General features: G+C 66.7%; 19 protein-coding genes. 6 read left to right on the top strand and 13 right to left on the bottom strand.

What is annotated here, in order from left to right:
- The first annotated feature begins 209 nt into the window (after nt 1-209).
- Nucleotides 210-2,465 carry a catalase/peroxidase HPI gene (gene katG, locus BLQ58_RS15505; protein WP_092599647.1) on the top strand — a complete coding sequence of 752 codons (2,256 nt, stop codon included), beginning with the start codon at nt 210-212 and terminating at the stop codon, nt 2,463-2,465.
- Nucleotides 2,466-2,536: 71 nt separating this feature from the next.
- Here the strand turns inward: katG and BLQ58_RS15500 are convergent, their stop codons facing one another.
- The 4 genes from BLQ58_RS15500 to BLQ58_RS15485 form a co-directional block, all read right to left on the bottom strand.
- Nucleotides 2,537-3,226: a TetR/AcrR family transcriptional regulator gene (locus BLQ58_RS15500; RefSeq protein ID WP_092599644.1), complete on the bottom strand. Its 690-nt coding sequence runs from the start codon at nt 3,224-3,226 to the stop codon at nt 2,537-2,539.
- A gap of 63 nt (nt 3,227-3,289) precedes the next feature.
- Complete coding sequence (locus BLQ58_RS15495) at nt 3,290-3,886, bottom strand: septation protein IspZ (protein ID WP_254775973.1); 597 nt, start codon at nt 3,884-3,886, stop codon at nt 3,290-3,292.
- Nucleotides 3,883-5,328 carry a carotenoid oxygenase family protein gene (locus tag BLQ58_RS15490; RefSeq protein ID WP_092599639.1) on the bottom strand — a complete coding sequence of 482 codons (1,446 nt, stop codon included), beginning with the start codon at nt 5,326-5,328 and terminating at the stop codon, nt 3,883-3,885. The genes BLQ58_RS15495 and BLQ58_RS15490 overlap by 4 nt, the downstream gene beginning before the upstream one ends.
- Nucleotides 5,329-5,518: 190 nt before the next feature.
- Nucleotides 5,519-5,953 (bottom strand): universal stress protein, encoded by a 435-nt coding sequence (locus tag BLQ58_RS15485; protein WP_092599636.1) that lies wholly within the window; start codon nt 5,951-5,953, stop codon nt 5,519-5,521.
- Nucleotides 5,954-6,120: 167 nt separating this feature from the next.
- On the opposite strand from BLQ58_RS15485, the gene BLQ58_RS15480 reads away from it, so the two are divergent.
- On the top strand, nt 6,121-6,696 hold the full coding sequence (locus BLQ58_RS15480) for a GNAT family N-acetyltransferase (RefSeq protein ID WP_092599633.1): 576 nt from the start codon (nt 6,121-6,123) through the stop codon (nt 6,694-6,696).
- Between the two features lie 152 nt (nt 6,697-6,848).
- On the top strand, nt 6,849-8,636 hold the full coding sequence (locus BLQ58_RS15475; protein WP_092599630.1) for an FAD-dependent oxidoreductase: 1,788 nt from the start codon (nt 6,849-6,851) through the stop codon (nt 8,634-8,636).
- Nucleotides 8,637-8,694: 58 nt separating this feature from the next.
- Here BLQ58_RS15475 and BLQ58_RS15470 read toward each other — a convergent pair whose 3' ends face one another.
- Nucleotides 8,695-9,129: a nuclear transport factor 2 family protein gene (locus BLQ58_RS15470; protein WP_092599627.1), complete on the bottom strand. Its 435-nt coding sequence runs from the start codon at nt 9,127-9,129 to the stop codon at nt 8,695-8,697.
- 471 nt (nt 9,130-9,600) lie between these two features.
- On the opposite strand from BLQ58_RS15470, the gene BLQ58_RS15465 reads away from it, so the two are divergent.
- Complete coding sequence (locus BLQ58_RS15465) at nt 9,601-10,149, top strand: cupin domain-containing protein (protein WP_092599624.1); 549 nt, start codon at nt 9,601-9,603, stop codon at nt 10,147-10,149.
- 24 nt (nt 10,150-10,173) lie between these two features.
- On the opposite strand, the gene ampC is transcribed toward BLQ58_RS15465, so the two are convergent.
- Entirely contained in the window at nt 10,174-11,331 is a 1,158-nt protein-coding gene (gene ampC / locus BLQ58_RS15460) for a class C beta-lactamase (protein ID WP_254775972.1), read from the bottom strand.
- Nucleotides 11,332-11,546: 215 nt separating this feature from the next.
- A complete protein-coding gene (locus tag BLQ58_RS15455; RefSeq protein WP_092599618.1) occupies nt 11,547-11,909 on the bottom strand; it encodes a glyoxalase superfamily protein in 363 nt (120 codons plus the stop codon).
- A 166-nt stretch (nt 11,910-12,075) separates the two neighbouring features.
- Between BLQ58_RS15455 and BLQ58_RS15450 the strand changes: the two genes are divergently transcribed.
- Nucleotides 12,076-13,239 carry an ATP-binding protein gene (locus BLQ58_RS15450; protein WP_092599615.1) on the top strand — a complete coding sequence of 388 codons (1,164 nt, stop codon included), beginning with the start codon at nt 12,076-12,078 and terminating at the stop codon, nt 13,237-13,239.
- A 140-nt stretch (nt 13,240-13,379) separates the two neighbouring features.
- Nucleotides 13,380-13,838 (top strand): carboxymuconolactone decarboxylase family protein, encoded by a 459-nt coding sequence (locus tag BLQ58_RS15445; protein WP_092599612.1) that lies wholly within the window; start codon nt 13,380-13,382, stop codon nt 13,836-13,838.
- Nucleotides 13,839-13,904: 66 nt separating this feature from the next.
- On the opposite strand, the gene catA is transcribed toward BLQ58_RS15445, so the two are convergent.
- The 6 genes from catA to BLQ58_RS15415 all read right to left on the bottom strand — a co-directional run bounded on the left by catA (nt 13,905) and on the right by BLQ58_RS15415 (nt 19,241).
- Nucleotides 13,905-14,819 (bottom strand): catechol 1,2-dioxygenase, encoded by a 915-nt coding sequence (catA, locus tag BLQ58_RS15440; RefSeq protein WP_092599609.1) that lies wholly within the window; start codon nt 14,817-14,819, stop codon nt 13,905-13,907.
- A 52-nt stretch (nt 14,820-14,871) separates the two neighbouring features.
- Nucleotides 14,872-15,933, bottom strand: coding sequence for an NADH:ubiquinone reductase (Na(+)-transporting) subunit F (locus BLQ58_RS15435; RefSeq protein WP_092599606.1), 1,062 nt, complete (start codon nt 15,931-15,933; stop codon nt 14,872-14,874).
- A gap of 12 nt (nt 15,934-15,945) precedes the next feature.
- Nucleotides 15,946-16,308 (bottom strand): phenol hydroxylase subunit P4, encoded by a 363-nt coding sequence (locus BLQ58_RS15430; protein WP_092599603.1) that lies wholly within the window; start codon nt 16,306-16,308, stop codon nt 15,946-15,948.
- Between the two features lie 79 nt (nt 16,309-16,387).
- On the bottom strand, nt 16,388-17,923 hold the full coding sequence (locus tag BLQ58_RS15425) for an aromatic/alkene/methane monooxygenase hydroxylase/oxygenase subunit alpha (RefSeq protein WP_092599600.1): 1,536 nt from the start codon (nt 17,921-17,923) through the stop codon (nt 16,388-16,390).
- Nucleotides 17,924-17,961: 38 nt separating this feature from the next.
- Complete coding sequence (locus BLQ58_RS15420) at nt 17,962-18,234, bottom strand: MmoB/DmpM family protein (protein ID WP_092599597.1); 273 nt, start codon at nt 18,232-18,234, stop codon at nt 17,962-17,964.
- Complete coding sequence (locus BLQ58_RS15415; RefSeq protein WP_092599594.1) at nt 18,231-19,241, bottom strand: aromatic/alkene monooxygenase hydroxylase subunit beta; 1,011 nt, start codon at nt 19,239-19,241, stop codon at nt 18,231-18,233. Before BLQ58_RS15415 ends, BLQ58_RS15420 begins: the two co-directional genes overlap by 4 nt.
- Nucleotides 19,242-19,250: the final 9 nt, after the last annotated feature.

Below are 19,250 nucleotides of genomic sequence, written 5' to 3'. Positions count from 1 at the left end.
GCGCCAAATGGTCGGTGCTAACCCGAACCGTCATGGCGCAACCGCCATAGCGATGCCCTATCGCGCCGATTGCAAACCTCTCATGTTGTTGGCATGGGCTCTCGCCTATATTTCTCGTGCGACAGGATCTGCCGAGGCAGAGCCTCGTGGAAGTGTTGACGCGTGAAGACAGACAAGAACTACCGTTTGGATCCCCCAAAGGAGAGAGCATGTCTAACGAAAAGTGTCCCTTCAACCATGCCGCCGGCGGCGGCACCACCAATGCGGACTGGTGGCCCAAACAGCTGCGTCTTGACTTGCTGGCCCAGCATTCGGACAAGACCAACCCGCTGGGCGAGGGATTCGACTACGCCGCGGCCTTCAAGAGCCTCGACTACGCCGCGCTGAAGCAGGACCTGGCCCACCTGATGACCGATTCGCAAGACTGGTGGCCCGCCGACTTCGGCCACTACGGCCCGCTGTTCATCCGCATGGCCTGGCACAGCGCCGGCACCTACCGCATCGGCGACGGCCGCGGGGGTGGCGGACGCGGCCAGCAACGTTTTGCGCCGCTCAACAGCTGGCCCGACAACGTCAGCCTGGATAAGGCCCGCCGGCTGCTATGGCCCGTCAAGCAGAAATACGGCCAGAAGATTTCCTGGGCCGACCTGATGATCCTGGCCGGCAACGTCGCGCTGGAAACCATGGGCTTCAAGACCTTCGGCTTTGGCGCGGGGCGCGAAGACACATGGGAACCGGACCAGGACGTCTACTGGGGCAATGAAAAGACCTGGCTCGGCGGCGATGTCCGCTACGGCAAGGGCGCGGCGGGCCGGCAGGACGATGGCGGCGTGCTGGTGGCCGACGTGGAAAAACATGGCGAGGAAGTCAGCCGCACCGACCCGGGCCGCAATCTCGAGAATCCGCTGGGCGCGGTGCAGATGGGCCTGATCTATGTGAATCCCGAGGGCCCCGACGGCAATCCGGACCCGCTCGCGGCTGCCTACGACATCCGCGACACATTTGGCCGGATGGCCATGGACGACGAGGAAACGGTGGCGCTGATCGCTGGCGGCCATACCTTCGGCAAGACGCACGGCGCAGGCCCGGCCAGCAACGTCGGGCCGGAACCCGAGGCGGCCGCGCTGGAACTCCAGGGCTTGGGCTGGCAGAACAAGTACGGCAGCGGCAAAGGCGCGGACACCATCACCAGCGGCCTGGAAGTGACGTGGAGCAGCACCCCCACCCAATGGGGCCAGGGTTTCTGGGAAAACCTGTTCAACTTCGAGTACGAGTTGACCAAGAGCCCGGCCGGCGCCAACCAGTGGGTGGCCAAGGATGCACCCGAGACGGTGCCGCACGCGCACGATCCGTCGAAGAAGCTCAAGCCGACCATGCTGACCACCGACCTGTCGCTGCGCTTCGACCCGATCTACGAGAAGATCTCGCGCCGCTTCAAGGACGATCCGCAGGCGTTCGCCGATGCCTTCGCCCGTGCGTGGTTCAAGCTGACCCACCGCGACATGGGCCCTGTGGCGCGCTACCTGGGCCCCGAAGTACCGACCGAGGAGCTGCTCTGGCAAGACCCGATCCCGAAGGTGGACCACCCGCTGGTCGACGACAAGGACATCGCCGCGCTCAAGCAGAAGGTGCTGGCATCGGGGCTGTCGATTGCCGAGCTGGTGAAAACGGCGTGGGCCTCGGCCTCGACGTTCCGCGGCTCGGACAAGCGCGGCGGCGCCAACGGTGCCCGCATCCGCCTGGCCCCGCAGAAGGACTGGGCGATCAACGAGCCCGACCAGCTGGGCAAGGTGCTGTCAGTGCTGGAAGGCATCCAGAAGGACTTCAACGGCGCGGCGTCGGGCGGCAAGAAGGTATCGCTGGCCGACCTCATCGTGCTGGCGGGCGGGGCGGCCATCGAGAAGGCTGCCGAGAAGGCGGGCAAGACGCTGACCGTGCCGTTCTCGCCGGGCCGCATGGATGCGTCGCAGGCGCAGACCGACGTGAAGTCGATGGACGCCATGGAGCAGACCGCCGACGCGTTCCGCAACTACATCAACCCGCGCGTGCGCGTGCCGGCCGAGCACATGATGATCGACAAGGCACAGCTGCTGACGCTGACCGCGCCCGAGATGACAGTGCTGATCGGCGGCCTGCGCGTGCTGAACGTCCATCATGGCAGGGATGCGCACGGGGTGCTGACGGACCGGCCCGAGACGCTGACGAACGACTTCTTCCGCAACCTGCTCGACATGAGCCTGGAGTGGACGCCGCTGTCGCGCGACGTGTTCGAGGGCGCCGATCGCAAGACCGGCGCGGTCAGGTGGACCGGCTCGCGGGTCGACCTGGTGTTCGGCTCGCACTCGCAGTTGCGTGCGCTGTCAGAGGTGTACGCCAGTGCCGACGGCGCCGACAGGTTCTACACGGACTTCGTCGCCGCCTGGGCCAAGGTGATGGACCTCGACCGCTTCGACCTGCGCAAGTGATGTAGCCGGGTGGCATGCGGGGCGCCGATCGGTATCGGCGCCCTTTTCTTTTGCGTTCCCGCCGGGGGCGCTCAGACGGTGCACGCCCTCAACGCCAGCAGACAGAACTCCGCCACCACACCGGCCATCTGGTCGATATCGAGCGGCTCCGCCGATACGGCCGAGATGCGCGCGTGGCTCGCGGTTGCCGTGGCCAGGCCGTGGGCGGCGATCCAGACTGCGAAGGCCAGCCGTTCTTCGGACAGGTGGGTCGGCGCCTTGCCGTCCAGGCACGCGGTCACGGCCTCGCGGACGCGCGAGAACGAATCGCCGGCGGCCTGCGTGAGTTCGGGGTAGTCGCTGCGCCGCTCCACGCCGGGGCCGAACATCAGGTGGAAGCGCGCCGGATAGGTGTGGGCGAATTCCGCATAGCCCACCAGCAGTCCGCGCAGTCGGTCGGCCGGGGTGGCATTGGGCAGCCGGGCGGCCCGTTCGCTCCTGAAGTGCTTGAGTTCGCGGAACGCCTGCGCGGCAATGGCTGCCAGCAGGCCGTTACGGTCCTGGAAGTGGTGCGATGGCGCGCCGGCCGACACGCCCGCCAGCCTGGCAGCCGTGCGCATGCTCATTGCGGCGGCGCCTTCGGTATCGATCAGGTGCAGGCCCCAGGCGATCAGCGACGCGCGCAGATCGCCGTGGTGCCACTGCCCTTCCGGCTTGGTGGCGGCGCCCGCGGGCGTCTTGGGGGGCCGGGGCGCGCGGGCCGCCGTGGATTGCTGGGTCATGCCAGGTCGCTGCCGTGGGTCGTGGGGGTGTCCATGCTACCGCGGCTGTCGCGGATCTGGCCGCTACAGCGCCGCCTGGCTGTCCGGCGCGGCGCCGGCGTCCGCGTCGGCGTCCGTGGCGGGGCGCTGGCGCAACGCGGCCTTCACCACGCCGTACTGCACGCAGAACAGCACGCCCTTGGACACCGCCGGATAGATCGCGATAAAGGCCGGCCACGACGCCGGGTGCCAGATTGCCACCCCTGCGTTCAGCGCGGCGGACACCAGCATCAGCACAGCCCAGGCGTAGCCGAAGAACGTCATTTCGGGCTGCACGCGCGGCGCGATGGCCGGCGGCACATAGCGGTTCATCCAGCCGCCGCGGAGCATGACCACGCCGATGACCAGGAACAGGATGCTCGGTTTGGCCATCACGAAGCGCGGATCGGACGTGACCCAGGTGGCGATCGACGACACCACGACCGACGCCAGGCTGATCCACTGCAGCACCGCCACGCGGCGCCGATGGACGATCTCCCGGCCGACCACGGCCAGTGCCACGACCAGACCCGCCAGCGTGGCGATGCGGACGTCCACGTTCAGCGCCATCAGCACGGCAAACACCAGCACGCCGAGCGTGTCGAGCATGACGGGCCACGCCACCCGCAGTATCCGGCTCACGCGCTGGCTCCTTCCACCCAGTTGCCGTGGAAGCCGAACGGCACGCGCTGCGGCAGCTCTACCGTGGCCACCGGCCCGGACGCGATGTCCAGGGCATCGAGCACCAGCAGTTCACTGGTATTCGAGGCCGCGCGCCATACCACGGCCAGCAGCCAGCCGTCGCCCTCTGCGCGGCCACGCGGCGCGAACACCGGCTCGGAGGTGGCATCGCCCGGCGGCAGCCACAGCGTGGCCTGGGCGCCGGTCAGGGCGTCGAGATGCACAATGCCCTGCCGTTCCCTCTCGTCCGATGGCCCCTGGCGCGCGGCTTCCCCGGGCACCGACGCGGCGAACCAGCCATGCCGGTGCCGGCGACCGGCAAGACGGTCGTCGATGCGCGGAAATTCGCCCGGGATGTCGCACAGGCGCCGGCTGGTGAAGGTGTCGCGGCCATCGGCCAACTGGAAGGTCCACCGGGTCAGGTAGGCCAGTTGGCGCGACCGGTCGCCCGGCGAGCCGTCCGGGCGCGGAAACAGCGGCGCCTCGTCGTAGACCATGACGTCGGCGTGGATGGTGTCGCCCTCTTCCCACGCATTCATCGCGTGGAACACATAGCACGGCGGGCCCTGGAACCAGCGCGGCACGGCGGACGGCCCATCGCGCCGCATGATGCCGATCATCGACGGCCGGTCGGCCTCGAACGCATACGGCGGCAGCCCTTTCTCCAGCCGTTCGCGGCTGCCTGTCAGCGGCAGGACCGGGAACAGCAGATGCCGCGTGGTCATCATGAAGTCGTGGACCATGCTGCAGTACGGCGTGTCGAACTTCAGGTGGCGGGTGAGCCGCGCATCGGGGCTGATGGTGCCGGTCGTCATGGCGGCGGTCAGCGGGCCATCGGCGTTGTATCCGAAGAAAAACATGTCTCCGGTCAGCGGATCGATCTTCGGATGGGCCGTGAACGGCCCCTGCAGCGGGCCGTAATCGGCGTAGCCCTGCGTCTCCAGCGTGCCGGGCGTCATGCGCGTGGGCTGGTGCGCCTCTTCCAGCGCCAGCAGCCGCTGGCCGTGCCACACGATATTGGTGTTGGCCACGCCCCGGTCGTCTCCCGCCCATTCGGGGGCATCGGGCAGCTTGCCGGCGAACGCGCGGAACAGCGCGCGGCCCGCCCGGTCTTCGTCGCGCCATTTCGGTGTCCGGACCCAGCGGTTGCGATAGCTGGCCGCGCCATCGGCCAGCGCAATGGCGTGGATCATGCCGTCGCCGCCGAACCAGTGCGTCCCCGGTGTCGGAAAACGCGGATTCGGACCATTCCGATACAAGGTGCCGGCCAGGTCCGGCGGCAGATCACCCCGCACCTTCAGCCCGGCGGCCTCGATTTCCCGTGTCACCGGCGCAAAGTTACCCTTCGTCCAGATGCTGTCCGGCGCGGGCTGGCCCGCCTTGCCATCCCCCACTTGATGCATGCGTTGCTGCGCTGTTTCCACGCTGTCTCCCGTCCGAACTGATCACTGTTCAGTTTGCATATTCAAGGCGGCGTCCAAGGGGAAGTCAAGGACATCCGCACCTGGGGCTTTCGCCGATACGGGTCGGTGGAAGTACTGCCGGGCTCGAGTCGATGCGCTGAGCGGCGGCGCCCATGCGCGGGTTGCAGCGCTAGGCGGCGTCCGGGTCCGGCGAATTGATGACGACCGTCGGCACGGTAGACTGCGCCACCACCTTCGACACCACCGATCCGGTCAGGGCCGCCTTGAGCGGGCCCACGCCCTTGGCGCCCACCACCAGCAGGTGGGCACCGTGCTGCGCGGCAAAGCCCACGATCGATGCGACTGCGTCGCCGCGCAGCCAGTGCTCATGGATGCCATCGGCATGGCCGTCCAGAATGCGGCGGGCGGCTTCGAACGCCTGGCGCGCCTGCTCGCGGTTTTCCTGCTCGAAGTCGACCGTGCCAAACCCGGTGCGACCGAGCACCGGCGAGACATGGACCAGATGCACGATGCGCGGTGCGGCCAGCGCGGCGGTGGAGGCCACCCAGGTGGTGGCAGCGTGGCTGTGGGCAGACCCATCGATCGCCAGCACGACTACGGTCATCGGATGCTCCTTTCCAGAGTGGATCGATCAGTCGCGAGCATACTGCAAGAACCGGCGGCCATGCGCCCGCGCCGCCGCGCTGGCGGGGCCGGCGCCCTTGGAGACTTCACGCGCGGTTGCCTACCATGACATCACCGTCCATCCACCCCACCCTCCCAGGCCCCGCCATGCCGACCGACACCAATCCCACGACCGCCTCCCTGCCTGCACTACCCCAACTGCCTCTGCACGCCACCTTGCGCAACGGCCAGCCGGTGGTGCTGCGCAAGATCCGGGAAGACGACAGGGCGGGCATTGTCGAAGCGTTCTCGCTGCTGTCCGACGACTCCCGCTACACCCGCTTCATGGCCGCGATGCACGACCTGCCCGAGGCGCTGCTCGACAACGTGGTTCACCCGGTGCCCGGGCAGGACTGCACGCTGGCCGCCGTGGCGGGCACCGCCGAGAGCGGGCATCTGGTCGGCGGTGCGCGCTACGTGGCGCTACCGGGCCGCGATGCGTGCGAGTTCGCCGTGACCGTGCTCGACGGCTGGCAATCCACCGGCCTGGGCAGCCTGCTGATGCAAACGCTGATCGCGCTTGCGCGGGCGGCCGGGTTCGGCACGATGGAAGGCTACGTGCTGTCGGCCAATCGCGGCATGCGTGGGCTGGCGCACCGTCTTGGCTTCGCAGATACGGTCTGCCCCGACGACGCCACGTTGCGCGTGGTCACGCTCGACCTTCGCCATACGCCATCTTCCTGACAAGTCAAATCTTTATCGGGCACCGCCGCGTGCGCAAACGCACGGATGCAGGGGTGGGCCCACCGTAACGTCAGCCTCAAAGAGCCGCAGCGGCAACATCGCCAGCTGCCCGCTGGTCGCCTGTGGCGACGGGGGACATCGGAGAGGTATTCATGGCATTAAGCGACGCATCGCCGGAGACGACGCTGCAGACGCAAGTCTGCGTGGTCGGTTCCGGGCCTGCGGGTATTGCGTGCGCGCTGGAGCTGGCGCGGCGGCGGATCGACGTGATCCTGGTTGAGGCAGGCGGCACCACCCACCTGCCACAGGCGCAAGCCATGTGCGACGCCGAAATCGTCGATCCACGGCGCCACGCGCCCATGCAGGACGCGGTGCGGCGGGCGCTGGGCGGCACGTCGTGGCTCTGGGGCGGGCGGTGCCTGCCATTCGACCCGATCGATTTCGAACCGCGTGCGCACGTGCCGGACGTCGCCTGGCCGGTGTCCTACGAAGAGATCGCGCCGTGGTATCGCATTGCGTGCGAGTACGCCAACTGTGGCCGCCCCACGTTCTCGCTGGCGGAACTGGAATGCCCGTCGGCCCGCCAGCCTTTTACCGATACCTTCCAGCCCGGCGCCATCATCGCCAGCGACCTGGAACGCTGGAGCGGCGAGCCCAATTTCGCGCGTCGCTATGCCGAGGCGCTGCGTACCAGTCCGCATGTGCGGCTGTTGCTCGATGCCACGTGCGTGGCCATCGATCCGATGCCCGACAGCGAGCAGATCCGCAGCCTGGCCGTGGTCGCGGGCCTGTGTGGCGATACGCGGCTGCGCATTCGCGCCGATCGCTATGTGCTGGCCTGCGGCGGGCTGGAGTCCACGCGGCTGCTGCTCAATGCCAACGCCCAGCACGGCGACCGGCTGGGCAATCGTGGCGGCATGCTGGGATGCCACTACATGGGCCATGTATCCGGCAAGATCGCCAGCGTGCGGCTGCACGCCGATCCGGCCCGCACCATCTGGCATTTCGAGCGCGATGCGCAGGGCTTCTATGCCCGGCGCCGGCTGACCGTGCCCGCCGCTATTCAGCACCGGCATGCGCTGCTCAATACCGCGATGTGGCTCGACAATCCTCCGCTGGCCGATCCCCGGCACGGCAACGGCGTGCTGTCGATGGCTTACCTGGCGCTGCGCACACCGGGGCTGAAACGCCTGCTGGCGGCACCGGCGATCGCCCGGATTACCACGGCGGGCGGCTCGCGCGATACGCTGGCCGCCCATCTGGGTAATGTCGCCCGTGCCTTGCCGACGATTGCCGCGTTCATACCGCCGTTTGCCTACCACCACTACGTGGCGCGCCCGCGGCTGCCGGGTTTTCTGCTGCACAGCCCGACGAACATCTACGCGCTGCATTATCACGCCGAACATCTGCCGCACCGGTCCAGCCGCGTCACGCTGGCGGAGAGCACCGACCGCCACGGCATGCGGCGGCTCAAGGTGGACCTGCGCTTTCAGCGTGCCGATGCCGATTCCGTCGTGCGCAGCCATGCCTTGCTGGACCAGCACCTGCGCGACACGGGCGCGGGCCAGATCGACTACTGGATGCCGGCGTCGGAACGGGTGGACGCCGTACTGGCGATGGCGGGCGACGGATTCCACCAGATCGGCACGGCCCGCATGGCCGCCGACTGGCGCGGGGGCGTGGTGAACCGGGACTGCCGGGTGTTTGGTACCCGCAACCTCTACGTGGCCAGCAGCGCGGTGTTCCCGTCGTCGAGCCAGGCCAATCCGACGTTGACCATCCTGGCGCTAGCCGCGCGGCTGGCCCATCATCTGGCCAGCCAGCTCGAAAACACGCTGGGGCGCGGCCTGACGGGCGACGATGGCCGCCAGTCCGACGCCGCCTCAGGCGCTGGCGACATGCCGATGGCCGCGCGCACGGCCGGCGGCGCGCTGCCATGAGGCTGGCGGGCGGCTGCCGCTGACGGCTGCCGCTGACGGCTGGGGCTGACGGCTGCGGCTATTCCGCGCCGGCCAGCACGGCCTTCTGGGCAGCCAGTCTGGCGCCCATGGCTTCGGCCAGCGCATGCAGGCCGGACATCGGCCGCACCATGACCTCGAACTCCTCGATCTTGCCGGCTTCGTCAAAACGCAGCATGTCGATGCCTTTCAGCGCCTTCCCATCGACCTCGGCACTGAACTCCAGTACGGCGCCCTTGCCGTCGTCCGTGGCGAACATGCGGTGGTAGGTGAAGTTGTGGAAAACCGTGTTCACCGTCTTGAGCACCAGCTTGATCGCGGCACGCCCTGGATATGGCGTATGCGCCACAGGCGAGCGAAAAACGATGCGATCCGACAGTAGCGGGTCCAGCTCTTCCATGGCATTTCGCGCCAGCAGCGCGTGCCACGCCGCCAGCGTCTGCTGCGCGGCGGGGGTCAGGCCTTGAACGTCCATGCAGGTCTCCTTGTGGTGGGAAGGTGGGAAGGTGGGAAGGTGGGAAGGTGAGAAGGTGGAAACTTCGGAAGGTAGGAAAGGCCAACCATTCGATCCCTCTTATGCCTTCTTTATGCAACTGGTTGCATGGAGATGCATCGTAGCGGGTGGCACGCCAAATTGCCAGCGAGATACCGCGCACCGCTGGGAAGCCATGCACCGCCTGCATTCCGGTGCCGAACCTGGCCCCAAACTGCCAGAAATACAAAATCAGACAAACGCCTACAGCCTGTGCATGTGCCTCACTCTAAGCTTCATCGCAGGACCTGACCCGTCCTGTTTAACCTCCCCCTGCAAACCCGTCTGATTCGCGTCAGGCGGGTTCTTTTTTTGCGATCCGCAAATGTTTCAAATGTGCGGTTTCGCATATCGCGCAACGGTGCATTCGGCAAGCATCGACGAATAGCCAGAAAGACAGAGGAGACATTCGTCATGCCAGACTCGCCGCAAGTCCTCGACCAGGCCAGCCGGTTCGGCAGCATCCGCATCCCGCCGGGACAGCCGTGTCCGATCTCGCCGAGTTCCATGCGCAGCGGCACACCGGTGATGCGGTATCAGGAGCACTCCTCCACCGTGGATGGCGCCGCCTGGACCATGATCTGGGACTGCACGCGCAGCACGTTCGACTGGTATTACGAATTCGACGAGGTGGTGGTCATCCTGGAAGGCAGCGTGCGGGTCACCGACTGCCATGGCAGGACCCATACCCTGAACGTCGGCGATGCCGGTTACTTCCCGTGCGGGACGACCTGGTTCTGGGAGGTGGACAACTACGTGCGCAAGGTGGCCTTCTGCCACAACCCCATTCCGCGCGGCCTGCGCCTGCTCGTGCGAATCGCACGCCGGCTGGCACGCGAAGTACAGATACGCACCGAGAAGCTGCGGCGATGCGTCCACCGTATGGCCGACTGGCTGCGGCGCGTGGCAAGGATTGGCCGCGCCACGGCTGCCAGCGTGATGCTGTTCGGCATACCGCTGTAGCCGGATCAGGCGGTCAGCCGGACCTTATCGGGCCTGCGGCGCGGACCCGCTCGCCGCCCCGGCGCCATCCAGTGCCTGCAGGATCGCGTAGGCGGCCTGCACGCGCGCGGGAATCGGCAGATTCCGGTTGGCCAGCATCACCACGCCGATCCGCCGCCCCGGCACGAATGCCACATAGGCGCCAAACCCGTTGGTCGAGCCGGTCTTGTTGATCAGCACGTCAGCCGGCGCCGGTTGCGGCGGGTCGATGCGCTGCACGGCCTGGGCGTCGCGCACCATGCTCGCGTCGTTGCCGGCCTGCAGCACGTCCAGCGACACCGGCCAGCCATAGCGTTCCCAGCCCAGCCCCTGCGTCATCCCGCCCACCCGGAAGTAGCCCGCATGGGTGGCGGCCAGCGCCTGGCGCAGCGCCGCGTCGGAAACCGCCCGTGCATCGATATTCAGTTCGACGTAGCGGATCATGTCCGCCGCCGTGGTCCTGATGCCGTAGGCCTGGCCGTCGAACACGCCGGCCGACGCACGCACTGGCTTGTCGTCGCGGTAGCCCCATGCGTAGTGGGCCATCTCGGCGCGGGGCACCTGGACCCACGAATGGGTCAGGCCGAGCGTCGGAATCAGTTGCCGCGCCATCGCGCTTTCGAACGAGGTATCCAGCGCCTGGGCGGCCGCAAAGCCGAACAGGCCGATGCTGACGTTCGAATAGCGCCGCTGCGTGCCCGGCACGGCGTCGGGCTGCCAGTCGCGCAGCCATTGCATCATCTGCGGCATGGTGTGGACGGCATCCGGTACCTGCAGCGGCAGGCCGCCCGCCGTGTATGTGCCCAGTTCCAGCAGACTGATGCGGTCGAACGCGCTGCCGGCAAGCATTGGCAGGTAGCGGGTGGCCTTGTCATCGAGCGAGAGCACGCCGCGCGCTTGCGCCCAGGCCGCCAGCGTGGCTGTGAACGTCTTGCTGACCGATCCGATCTCGAAAAGCGTGTCGTCGGTAACGGGCTGGCTGCCCTGCCGCGATGCCACGCCATAGTTGAAGACCCGGTGCTGGCCACCGGCGGTGATCGCCACGGCCATGCCCGGCACCTTGTACCGGGCCATTACCGGCTTCACCGCGGCATCGACGGCCTGGTGGATCGCATCGGCATCGGCGGCAGGCGCCGTCTGGGCGGTCCCGGCAATCGCCAGCATGAATAGTCCGGCACGCACCGGAAGGCGGATGGCAAGGCAGCGGAACGCGCGGCCGGCTGGATGCATGGGGCGGACACAATAGGAGCTGGGGCGAGGACCGCATTGTAGACGTGGCGATGCCCCCGCCGATGGCCGGCGACCCCGTTTCCCGGACCCCGACGGCAATCCCTCGGAAGAGGCGCGGAATCCCGGTCCTGCCAGTCGATTGATGCCGGCTACGCCGTCTGCTGGCAGAAGCAGAGCCGGTTGCCGAACGGGTCCTTGACCTGCAACTGGCGACCCCAACCGGCGTCTTCCACGCCGGGCTTGGCATAGCGGTACTGCCGCGCGGTCAGTTCCCGGTGGAGCGCGTCCACGTCGTCGATCGGCACGAAGATCGCCGACCCCGGCGTGGCGTCGCCGTGGTGCTCGCTGAGATGCAGCGTCAGCCCGGACCGCGAGACCTGGGCATAGAGCGGAAAGTCGTCGCCAAACCGATGTTCCCAGTCCAGCGTGAAGCCGAGGAAATCCAGATAGAACTCTTTCGCCTTGTCGACGGAGAAGATGCGGAGGATTGGGATAGCTGGCGATAGTTGCACGGGAGGCCCCAGGTAGGTCGGCAAAACGCCAGTTTGCCACCTGACAGCCCATTCAACGATCCTTTTGCAGCACTTCCCGGCCGCAGGGCGGATTGCCTGGCTGTTTTACTTTGATTTATAAGAATCCTATAATTATTGGAATCCAATAATTCAGACCAAAACCGCCATGAGCTACGTCTTCAAGCGTCCAGAGCTTGCCCGCCAGATGGCGCGGCAGTTGCTGCATCCGAGCGTGCTGGACGAAGGGCTACGATCCGGCCTGTTCCTGTCGGGCCTGCGGCGCATCGGCAAGACCACGTTCCTGGTCAATGACCTGATACCGGCGCTGGAAGACCTGGGCGCGATCGTGATCTACGTCGACCTGTGGAGCGATACCCAGCGCAGCCCTGCCACCCTGATCCGCGACGCCATCCGCGAAAAGCTGTCCGAACTGGAATCGCTGCCGGCTGCCGCCGTGCGCAAGCTTCGGCGGCTGGCCGGGGCAGACATCGGCGCGCTCGGCTTCAAGTTCGGGTTCAAGCTCGATACGCTGGGCGAGCCCGGCGGCGCCACGCTGGCCCAGGCGCTGAAAGAGGTGGTGGACCAGGGCCGGACCGATGTGGTGCTGATTGTCGATGAGGTGCAGCACGCCATCACGTCCGAGGAAGGCAACCAGATGCTGCTGGCGCTGAAGGCGGCGCGTGACGCCATCAATCCCCGGCCCAACACGTTGGGGCACTTCCTCTTTGTCGGCACGGGGTCGCACCGCGCGCTGGTCGGGGAGCTGACGGCCCGCCGCAACCAGGCCTTTACGGGCGCCACGTCGGTAGCCTATCCGGTGCTGGACAAGGAATATGTGGCCTATCTGCTGGAACGCCTGTCCGCCGAGGGCTTTACCGCCCAGCCGTCGCTGGATGTGGCCGTCAAGGCGTTCCAGACGCTGGGAAACCGCCCGGAGGAAATGATCAAGGCGCTGCGCCAGCTGCATTTCCACCTGCCGCCGGGCAGCGATCCCGACGAACACCTGCCGGTGATCGCCAACACGCTGCGCTCGACGGCGGCCGATATCGAACTGATGAAGCTGGAACAACTGGGCGGCCTGGCCACGGCCATCTTCGACCGGATTGCCTCGGCCGATGGCGATGCGCGCGGGCTGTTCTCGGCCGATGCCGCCGCCGCCTACTCGAAGGCCATCGGCCGGGAGGTCAAGGTGGAAGAGGCACAGCCTGTGGTCAACGAACTGATGGCCACCAACCTGATCATGCGCAAGGGACACGGGCTGTATGGGATTACCGACCCGTTCGTGCAGGAGATGTGGCGCGAGCGCAAGGCCATCGAAGGCAAGCTCTGACCGCTGGCCGGCCCGCAGGCAAAAAATTTTCGCAAAAGCTGTCACAACCGCGTTTCGCCGCTCGTCTTATGGACAAACGGATGCAAATTGCCGCGTCCGTCTTCCTGAATCCGACGACATCTGACGCATTGGAGAAACGCATGTCTGCACGCCTCAACTTCTTCCCCCTGGCCTCGACCAGCCAGAAGGCCCTGATTGCCCTGTCGCAATCGTGCAAGAAAAGTTCGCTCGGCGAACGCCTGGTCGAAATGGTGCAGTTGCGTGTGTCGCAACTGAACGGCTGCGGCCTCTGCATCGACATGCACTGGCGCGACCTGATCAGGCAGGGCGTGGACCCCCGCCACCTGAACGCCATTGCCGGCTGGCGCGAGGCACCGTTCTTCGACGCCCGCGAGCGCGCCGCGCTGGGCTGGGCCGAAGCCATGAACGCCCTGCCCCATCGCGACGATACGGACGCCGCCTATCCGGCTCTGCGCGAGCACTTCAGCGAGGAAGAAATCGCCCAGCTTTGCTATACCGTGGCCGCCATCCGCGCCTGGAACGTGATGAACCTGAGCCTGCGCAACCAGATTCCGCTGAACCCGCCGCCGGGGATGTAAATCCCCGGGTTTTCTCCCCCTTCCCGTGTACCGGAGCGGGGAGAAGACAAAAGGCACAGGCAACCTTCAGGCCACCACCGCCCGTTGCCGCGCCACTTCGGCCTGCGGTGCGCTGGCGCTGTCCGCGTGCAGCGTGAAATCGAAGCGGATCATCGCGAACGGCTTGTCGGCGCCCGCCGCCTGCATGGCGGCCGGGTCATCGACGCGCGTCACGGGGGGCACCAGACCCTCGCGCGTGGCAAACGCAAAGTCATCCCACAGGAACGGATCGCCGTCGATATTGATCTGCGTGGTCAATTTGCGATGCCCCGGCGCGGACACGAAAAAATGGATGTGTGCTGGGCGGGTGCCGTGGCGATCCAGTTGCTTCAGCAGGCGATCGGTGCTGCCGCCCGGCGGCACGCTGTAGCCCACCGGCATGATGCTGCGGAAGCGGTAGCGCCCTTCCGCGTCGGTCACGATGGTGCGGCGCAGGTTGAACGCGCTCTGCGTCGGGTCGAAGTACGAATAGTTACCCAGCGAGTTGGCGTGCCAGACCTCCACCACGGCATTTGGCAGTGGCTGGCCGCCGGCGTCCCTGACCTGCCCTTCCATCACCAGCATTTCGCCCTCGTCCGTGCCGTCATCCAGGCGCGCCTCGCCATGCGCCACCGGCGCGCCGGCCACGTAGAGCGGCCCCTCGATGGTCCGTGGCGTGCCGCCTTCGATGCCGGCGCGCGCCTCGGCTTCGTCCATGCGCAGGTCCAGGAAGTGGTCGAAGCCCAGCCCCGGCGCGATCAGCCCAAGCTCGCCGGCGCGGCCGGCCTCGGCCAGGAAATTCAGCCCCGACCAGAATTCCTCGGGCTGCACGTCAAGGTCTTCCATCATGTAGAACAGGTCGCGCACCATGCGGTGGACGATGGCGGCGATACGCGGGTTGGCGTGCTGGCCCGTGGTTTCCTCGATACGGTTGAGCACGGCGTCGATCTGGATCTTGTCCATGGTTGTCTCCTTGGGTGGGGTCGTTCTTCGGGTTTGGTCTCTGGTCCGGCCGTTATAGCGACCGGAACAGCGGACTACGGGTAGCGTGGCCGGCGTCCGCCGCCGAGAGGAATTTCTCGGTGAAAATGTCGCGTTCGAACAGCCGGCCCAGCATCAGCGTGGCGATGCAGGCCTCGATCATCGGCGGGGGGCCGCACAGGTAGGCGCGCCATCCACGGAAGTCGTGCCCGAAATGGCTCGACGCCACGTCGTGCACATAGCCGCGCTCGCCGTCCCAGACGCTGTCCCGCGGCTCGGCCGACAGCACCGGCACATAGGTGAAGTGATCGTGCCGGGCGGCCAGCGCCTCGAACGCCTCCCGGTAATACAGCTCGTCGGCGGTACGTGCGCCATGTACCAGCACGATCTGGCGTTTGTCGCCCGACGCCAGCAGGTCCAGCACCATCGAGCGCGGGCTCGACAGCCCCGAGCCGCCCGCCATGAACACCAGCGGACGCGGATCGCTCTTGCGCACGAAGAAGCGCCCCAGCGGCCCGGACAGTTGCAACCGCTCGCCCACCGCCAGATTTTGGTGGATATACGATGTCGCGCTACCGCCCGGCACCAGGCGGACATTCAGTTCGATCTCGTCCGACGACGGGGCCGACGCAATCGAAAACGCGCGCGGCGCGGCTTCCTTGCCGACCCAGAGGTTGACGTACTGGCCGGGCTGAAAACGCAGCGGCTCGGCGCCGTCCACCCGCAGGAACACCCCCTTGATGGTCGGCGTCAGCGCCTCGATGCGCGTGACTTCGGCCGTGAAGTCCATCAGCGGCAGGCACTGGTGGTCGGGATCGGGCTCGATATCGGCCTCGATGGTCATGTCGGACAGCGGCGTGGCGCAGCAGGCCAGGCACTTGGCCTCCTCGCGCTCGAAATCCATCAGCGCGAACGGCGACGCCTCGCCGTGATCGATCTCGCCATCCAGCGTCTGCACCTTGCAGGTGCCGCACAGGCCGTGGCCGCAGGCGTGCGGCAGCCACACGCCGGCGCGCAGGCAGGCGTCCAGCAGGGTCTGGCCCGCGTTGACGTCGATGGTCTGGCCCAGCGGTTCGATGGTCAGTTGATATCCCATGGCAGCCTCCGCTCAGTTGAATGACCCGCCGATGCCGGAAAGTGCCGGCGTACGCAACCGCAGCAGCGACTTATGCCCCAGGCCGTTGTCCGTCAGGCTGGCTTGCGCGTCCGGCGTGAACGGCGCGTCGCCGCGCAGCCATTCCACGCGCGCCCAGTCGATGGCCGCGCCTTCGGGGTGGGCGCCCAGCAGCGGCGCCAGCACGTCGTCGACCAGCACGCCGAACGGCATGTCGGGCCGCAGCGGCAGCGTGAACGGGCTGCAGAACAGCCGATGCTGGTCCCATCCGAAATACACCAGCTGGTTGCCGTGGAAGTTCTCCACGCGGTCGCGTACCTCGCCCGTATAGCCGGGCGCCAATGCGATGACTGGCATGATCTGTCTCCTTCTGCTTTTGTCTGCGTCTGTCTGCGTCTGTCTGCGTCTGTCTGCTTTTTGTCTGTGGGGCGTAGCCTTACTCGCGGCCGGTCCAGCGCTGCCAGTTAGCCCGATCCTGCGAATCGGCATAGTCGCCGCGCTCCTCGGGCTGCAGGTGATACCAGTCCAGCACCTCGGGCAGCGTGGCGCCGCCGCAGTTGCCCTGGAAGATCTGGTGGACCGGCAGCCACGCCTGCACGTATTTCTCGGGCTCGCCCAGGAACACGTCGCGGCAGCCGTCCGAACAGAAGTGGTAGTGCTCGCCGTTGTGTTCGGCGTGGCGGTAGCAGACCTGCGTGGGGTCGTCGGGCTCGGCGAACGCCATCGGGATCTGGCAGATCTGGCACAGCATCGGCAGGCCGGGGTTGGTCCAGCGCCGGCCGGCGTCTTGCTGCTGCTTCCAGTAGTCGAAGCGCGGGCGGTAGTGCTGGTCGAAGCTGTCGGGGTACTTCTGTGCCAGCCAGTCCATTTCGTCCGGCTCGGGCACCCAGGTGTGGAGGGCCGCCACGTGGTTGAAGTTGTAGAAGATGCCCCAGGCGATATGCGACAGGTGGTCTTTTTCCTTCGCGGCCTGCTCGTGGTACTTGGGCATGCGGATGCCATAGCGCGCCAGGTCCTTGAACAGCGCGCCGCCGTTCTGCTCGAAGTAGATTTCCCAGGCCTCTTTCCAGCTCATCACGCGCTTCGGGCACATGTAGTCCATCATCATCGCCACCAGCGTCAACAGGCGGTAGCCGCGCCAGAACCACTTGTCGATCCACTTCTGGATGATGGGCAGGTTGGCCGGGTCCTGTTCGAGCATGAACTTGACCACCTCCAGCCCCAGCGTCATATGGCGCGACTCGTCGGACTGGGCCGAAAAGCCGAACGTCACCGTGGCCATGTCGCCGTTGTAGGCCGCGCCGGACATGAACGGCATGAACAGCAGGTTGGTCAGCACGTATTCGAACGAAAACGAGATCGCCGTGATGAACTCGAACGGCCCGGCCGTCATGGCGTCCTCGAAATACGACTTGGGCACCGACAGGTACCAGAGCCGGTCGTGCAGGTGGCGCCAGTCGGCAAAGCCGTTGAAGAACTTGTTGTAGTGGCTGATCGTATGGATCTGGGTCTGGCAATGGCGCAGTTCGTCGATCGACTGCATCTGGCAGGCCACGCGCGCACCCACGCCCCGCAGGCTGCGGCCCGCCATGGCGAACCCCCGATGCGCCGCGTACTCCAGCGGCGACACCCCGGTCAGGAACAGCTTCAGTGCGTTGACGTAGCGGGCGTCGCTGACGTTGAGCTGGCCGTTGTTCTGCTGGAAGGCGTCGATGATCGCGTAGAGCTTGCGTTCCTTTTCCGACTGGAATTTCCAGTAGGCGTCCATGGTCAGGCGGAACGGGTCTTCCCAGCCATTCCAGTCGTGAATCACGATGCCTTCGAACTTGTCGTGCGGAAACACCTTGTCCATCGGCTGGTAGGTGGTGTCCCAGCCCAGGTCGCGGGTCAGCACGGCGTACTTGTCCTTGAGCGACAGCTTCGGCCGGGCGGCCTCGCGGGCGGCCATGGCGGTGGCGGTTGCGGTGGTCATTTGCCTGTCTCCTGTGTTCTGCGGGTCTGGCGCGGGCTTTACTGCCACGCCAGCACGAATGCGTCTTCGGTTTCGTCGATATGGCCGGCCAGCGAGATCAGGCCGAGCTGCAGTTCCTGCACGTCCCAGGTGCGGCCGATGCGTTCTTCCACGCTGGCGCGCAGGATGGAAAGCCGGCCCGGTGCGTCGATCTTGACCATGGCCGGGTAGCGGTTGACGGTGGCGTGCGGGTTGTCGGCCTCGATGGCTTCGATCACCGGGCGCATGTCGTCGGTGGCCTGCAGCGCGATGAATACGGGTGCGTCGCTCATGACTGGGCTCCCTCGGGCGGTGTCAATGCCAGCCCGGCCAGGCGCTGGCGCAACCCGTCCACGGCCAGGCTCAGTTCGGCTTCGGCATCGCCGGCGAACAGCCGCATGGCCAGCGGGCGCAGCGCGTGCGTAAAGCGGTCCAGCCAGCCGAAGGCGAATTCGCCGATCACCGCGGCGTTGTCCGGGCTTTCCTGCGCGGCCGTCTTGACGGTGGCATCGACCCAGCGCGCCGATTCGCCATACCAGGCGGTCATGAAATCGGTCACCAGCGAGAACGCCGGATTGGACGAAAGGCGATGCCGCTCGAGCTGCTGGTAGACCAGCGGATACACCAGCCCGTCCAGCACCAGGTTCTGTGCCACATGCAGTTCGAACCAGTCGTCGCGCACCAGCAGGTCTTCGGTGGCGTGGCGCAGCGGCTGCCAGGTCATGTCTTCCATCCAGGCGGCCTTGGCCTGGTCCACGGCGTCCTTGCCACCGATCAGCAACCCGATGCGCGTCAGGTACTGGGCGATGCCCAGGCGGTCCATCGTGTGGAACATGGCCGCCTGCGTGATTGCGGAGCCGAAGCCGTAGGCGGTGATGGCCGCGTTGTTCATGTTCGCCGCCCACTCCAGATGGCGCAGCGGCACCACGCCGATGGTCAGCAGATCACGCAAATCGGCCGGCAGCGTGGACAGCAGGCCGCGCCTGTCGACAAATTCCAGGTTCTTTTCCATCGCGTCCTGCTGGCGGGCCCGGGCGTTGACGTAGGTGCCGTAGAAGTACTGGCGCGGGTCCTTCATCGCATACCAGTCCTGCATCGCCACGCGGGTGCGGCGCGCATCGTAAAGCTCGTACTGCGGCTGCCAGAGCGGCCGATAGTGGAAGCTGGTGACCGGCTGCAGGTCGAACATGGCCTCCTGGTAGCGCGTGGCGGGCTTGTCCGCGCCCAGCCGCCGGGCGATGTGGGCAAACGTCTGCCGGATCGGACTGACGCTGGCGTCGGTCCGGATGTCGATTTGCATGGCTGTCTC

The sequence above is a fragment of the Ralstonia sp. 25mfcol4.1 genome (assembly GCF_900104095.1).
In the GTDB taxonomy this organism is placed as follows: Bacteria; Pseudomonadota; Gammaproteobacteria; order Burkholderiales; family Burkholderiaceae; genus Cupriavidus.
The sequence above is the reverse complement of the archived record's forward strand: the minus strand, read 5'-3'. Positions and strand labels throughout refer to the sequence as shown.

Bases quoted from the DNA above. Each gene is read 5' to 3' on its own strand.
- ampC (WP_254775972.1), bottom strand. From the start codon at position 11,331: ATGCTGGCGATTGCCGGGACCGCCCAGACGGCGCCTGCCGCCGATGCC.
- BLQ58_RS15445 (WP_092599612.1), top strand. From the start codon at position 13,380: ATGTCTGCACGCCTCAACTTCTTCCCCCTGGCCTCGACCAGCCAGAAG.
- BLQ58_RS15450 (WP_092599615.1), top strand. From the start codon at position 12,076: ATGAGCTACGTCTTCAAGCGTCCAGAGCTTGCCCGCCAGATGGCGCGG.
- BLQ58_RS15465 (WP_092599624.1), top strand. From the start codon at position 9,601: ATGCCAGACTCGCCGCAAGTCCTCGACCAGGCCAGCCGGTTCGGCAGC.
- catA (WP_092599609.1), bottom strand. From the start codon at position 14,819: ATGGACAAGATCCAGATCGACGCCGTGCTCAACCGTATCGAGGAAACC.
- BLQ58_RS15415 (WP_092599594.1), bottom strand. From the start codon at position 19,241: ATGCAAATCGACATCCGGACCGACGCCAGCGTCAGTCCGATCCGGCAG.
- BLQ58_RS15435 (WP_092599606.1), bottom strand. From the start codon at position 15,933: ATGGGATATCAACTGACCATCGAACCGCTGGGCCAGACCATCGACGTC.
- BLQ58_RS15475 (WP_092599630.1), top strand. From the start codon at position 6,849: ATGGCATTAAGCGACGCATCGCCGGAGACGACGCTGCAGACGCAAGTC.
- BLQ58_RS15480 (WP_092599633.1), top strand. From the start codon at position 6,121: ATGCCGACCGACACCAATCCCACGACCGCCTCCCTGCCTGCACTACCC.
- BLQ58_RS15430 (WP_092599603.1), bottom strand. From the start codon at position 16,308: ATGCCAGTCATCGCATTGGCGCCCGGCTATACGGGCGAGGTACGCGAC.
- BLQ58_RS15425 (WP_092599600.1), bottom strand. From the start codon at position 17,923: ATGACCACCGCAACCGCCACCGCCATGGCCGCCCGCGAGGCCGCCCGG.
- BLQ58_RS15485 (WP_092599636.1), bottom strand. From the start codon at position 5,953: ATGACCGTAGTCGTGCTGGCGATCGATGGGTCTGCCCACAGCCACGCT.
- BLQ58_RS15500 (WP_092599644.1), bottom strand. From the start codon at position 3,226: ATGACCCAGCAATCCACGGCGGCCCGCGCGCCCCGGCCCCCCAAGACG.
- BLQ58_RS15490 (WP_092599639.1), bottom strand. From the start codon at position 5,328: ATGCATCAAGTGGGGGATGGCAAGGCGGGCCAGCCCGCGCCGGACAGC.
- katG (WP_092599647.1), top strand. From the start codon at position 210: ATGTCTAACGAAAAGTGTCCCTTCAACCATGCCGCCGGCGGCGGCACC.
- BLQ58_RS15420 (WP_092599597.1), bottom strand. From the start codon at position 18,234: ATGAGCGACGCACCCGTATTCATCGCGCTGCAGGCCACCGACGACATG.
- BLQ58_RS15470 (WP_092599627.1), bottom strand. From the start codon at position 9,129: ATGGACGTTCAAGGCCTGACCCCCGCCGCGCAGCAGACGCTGGCGGCG.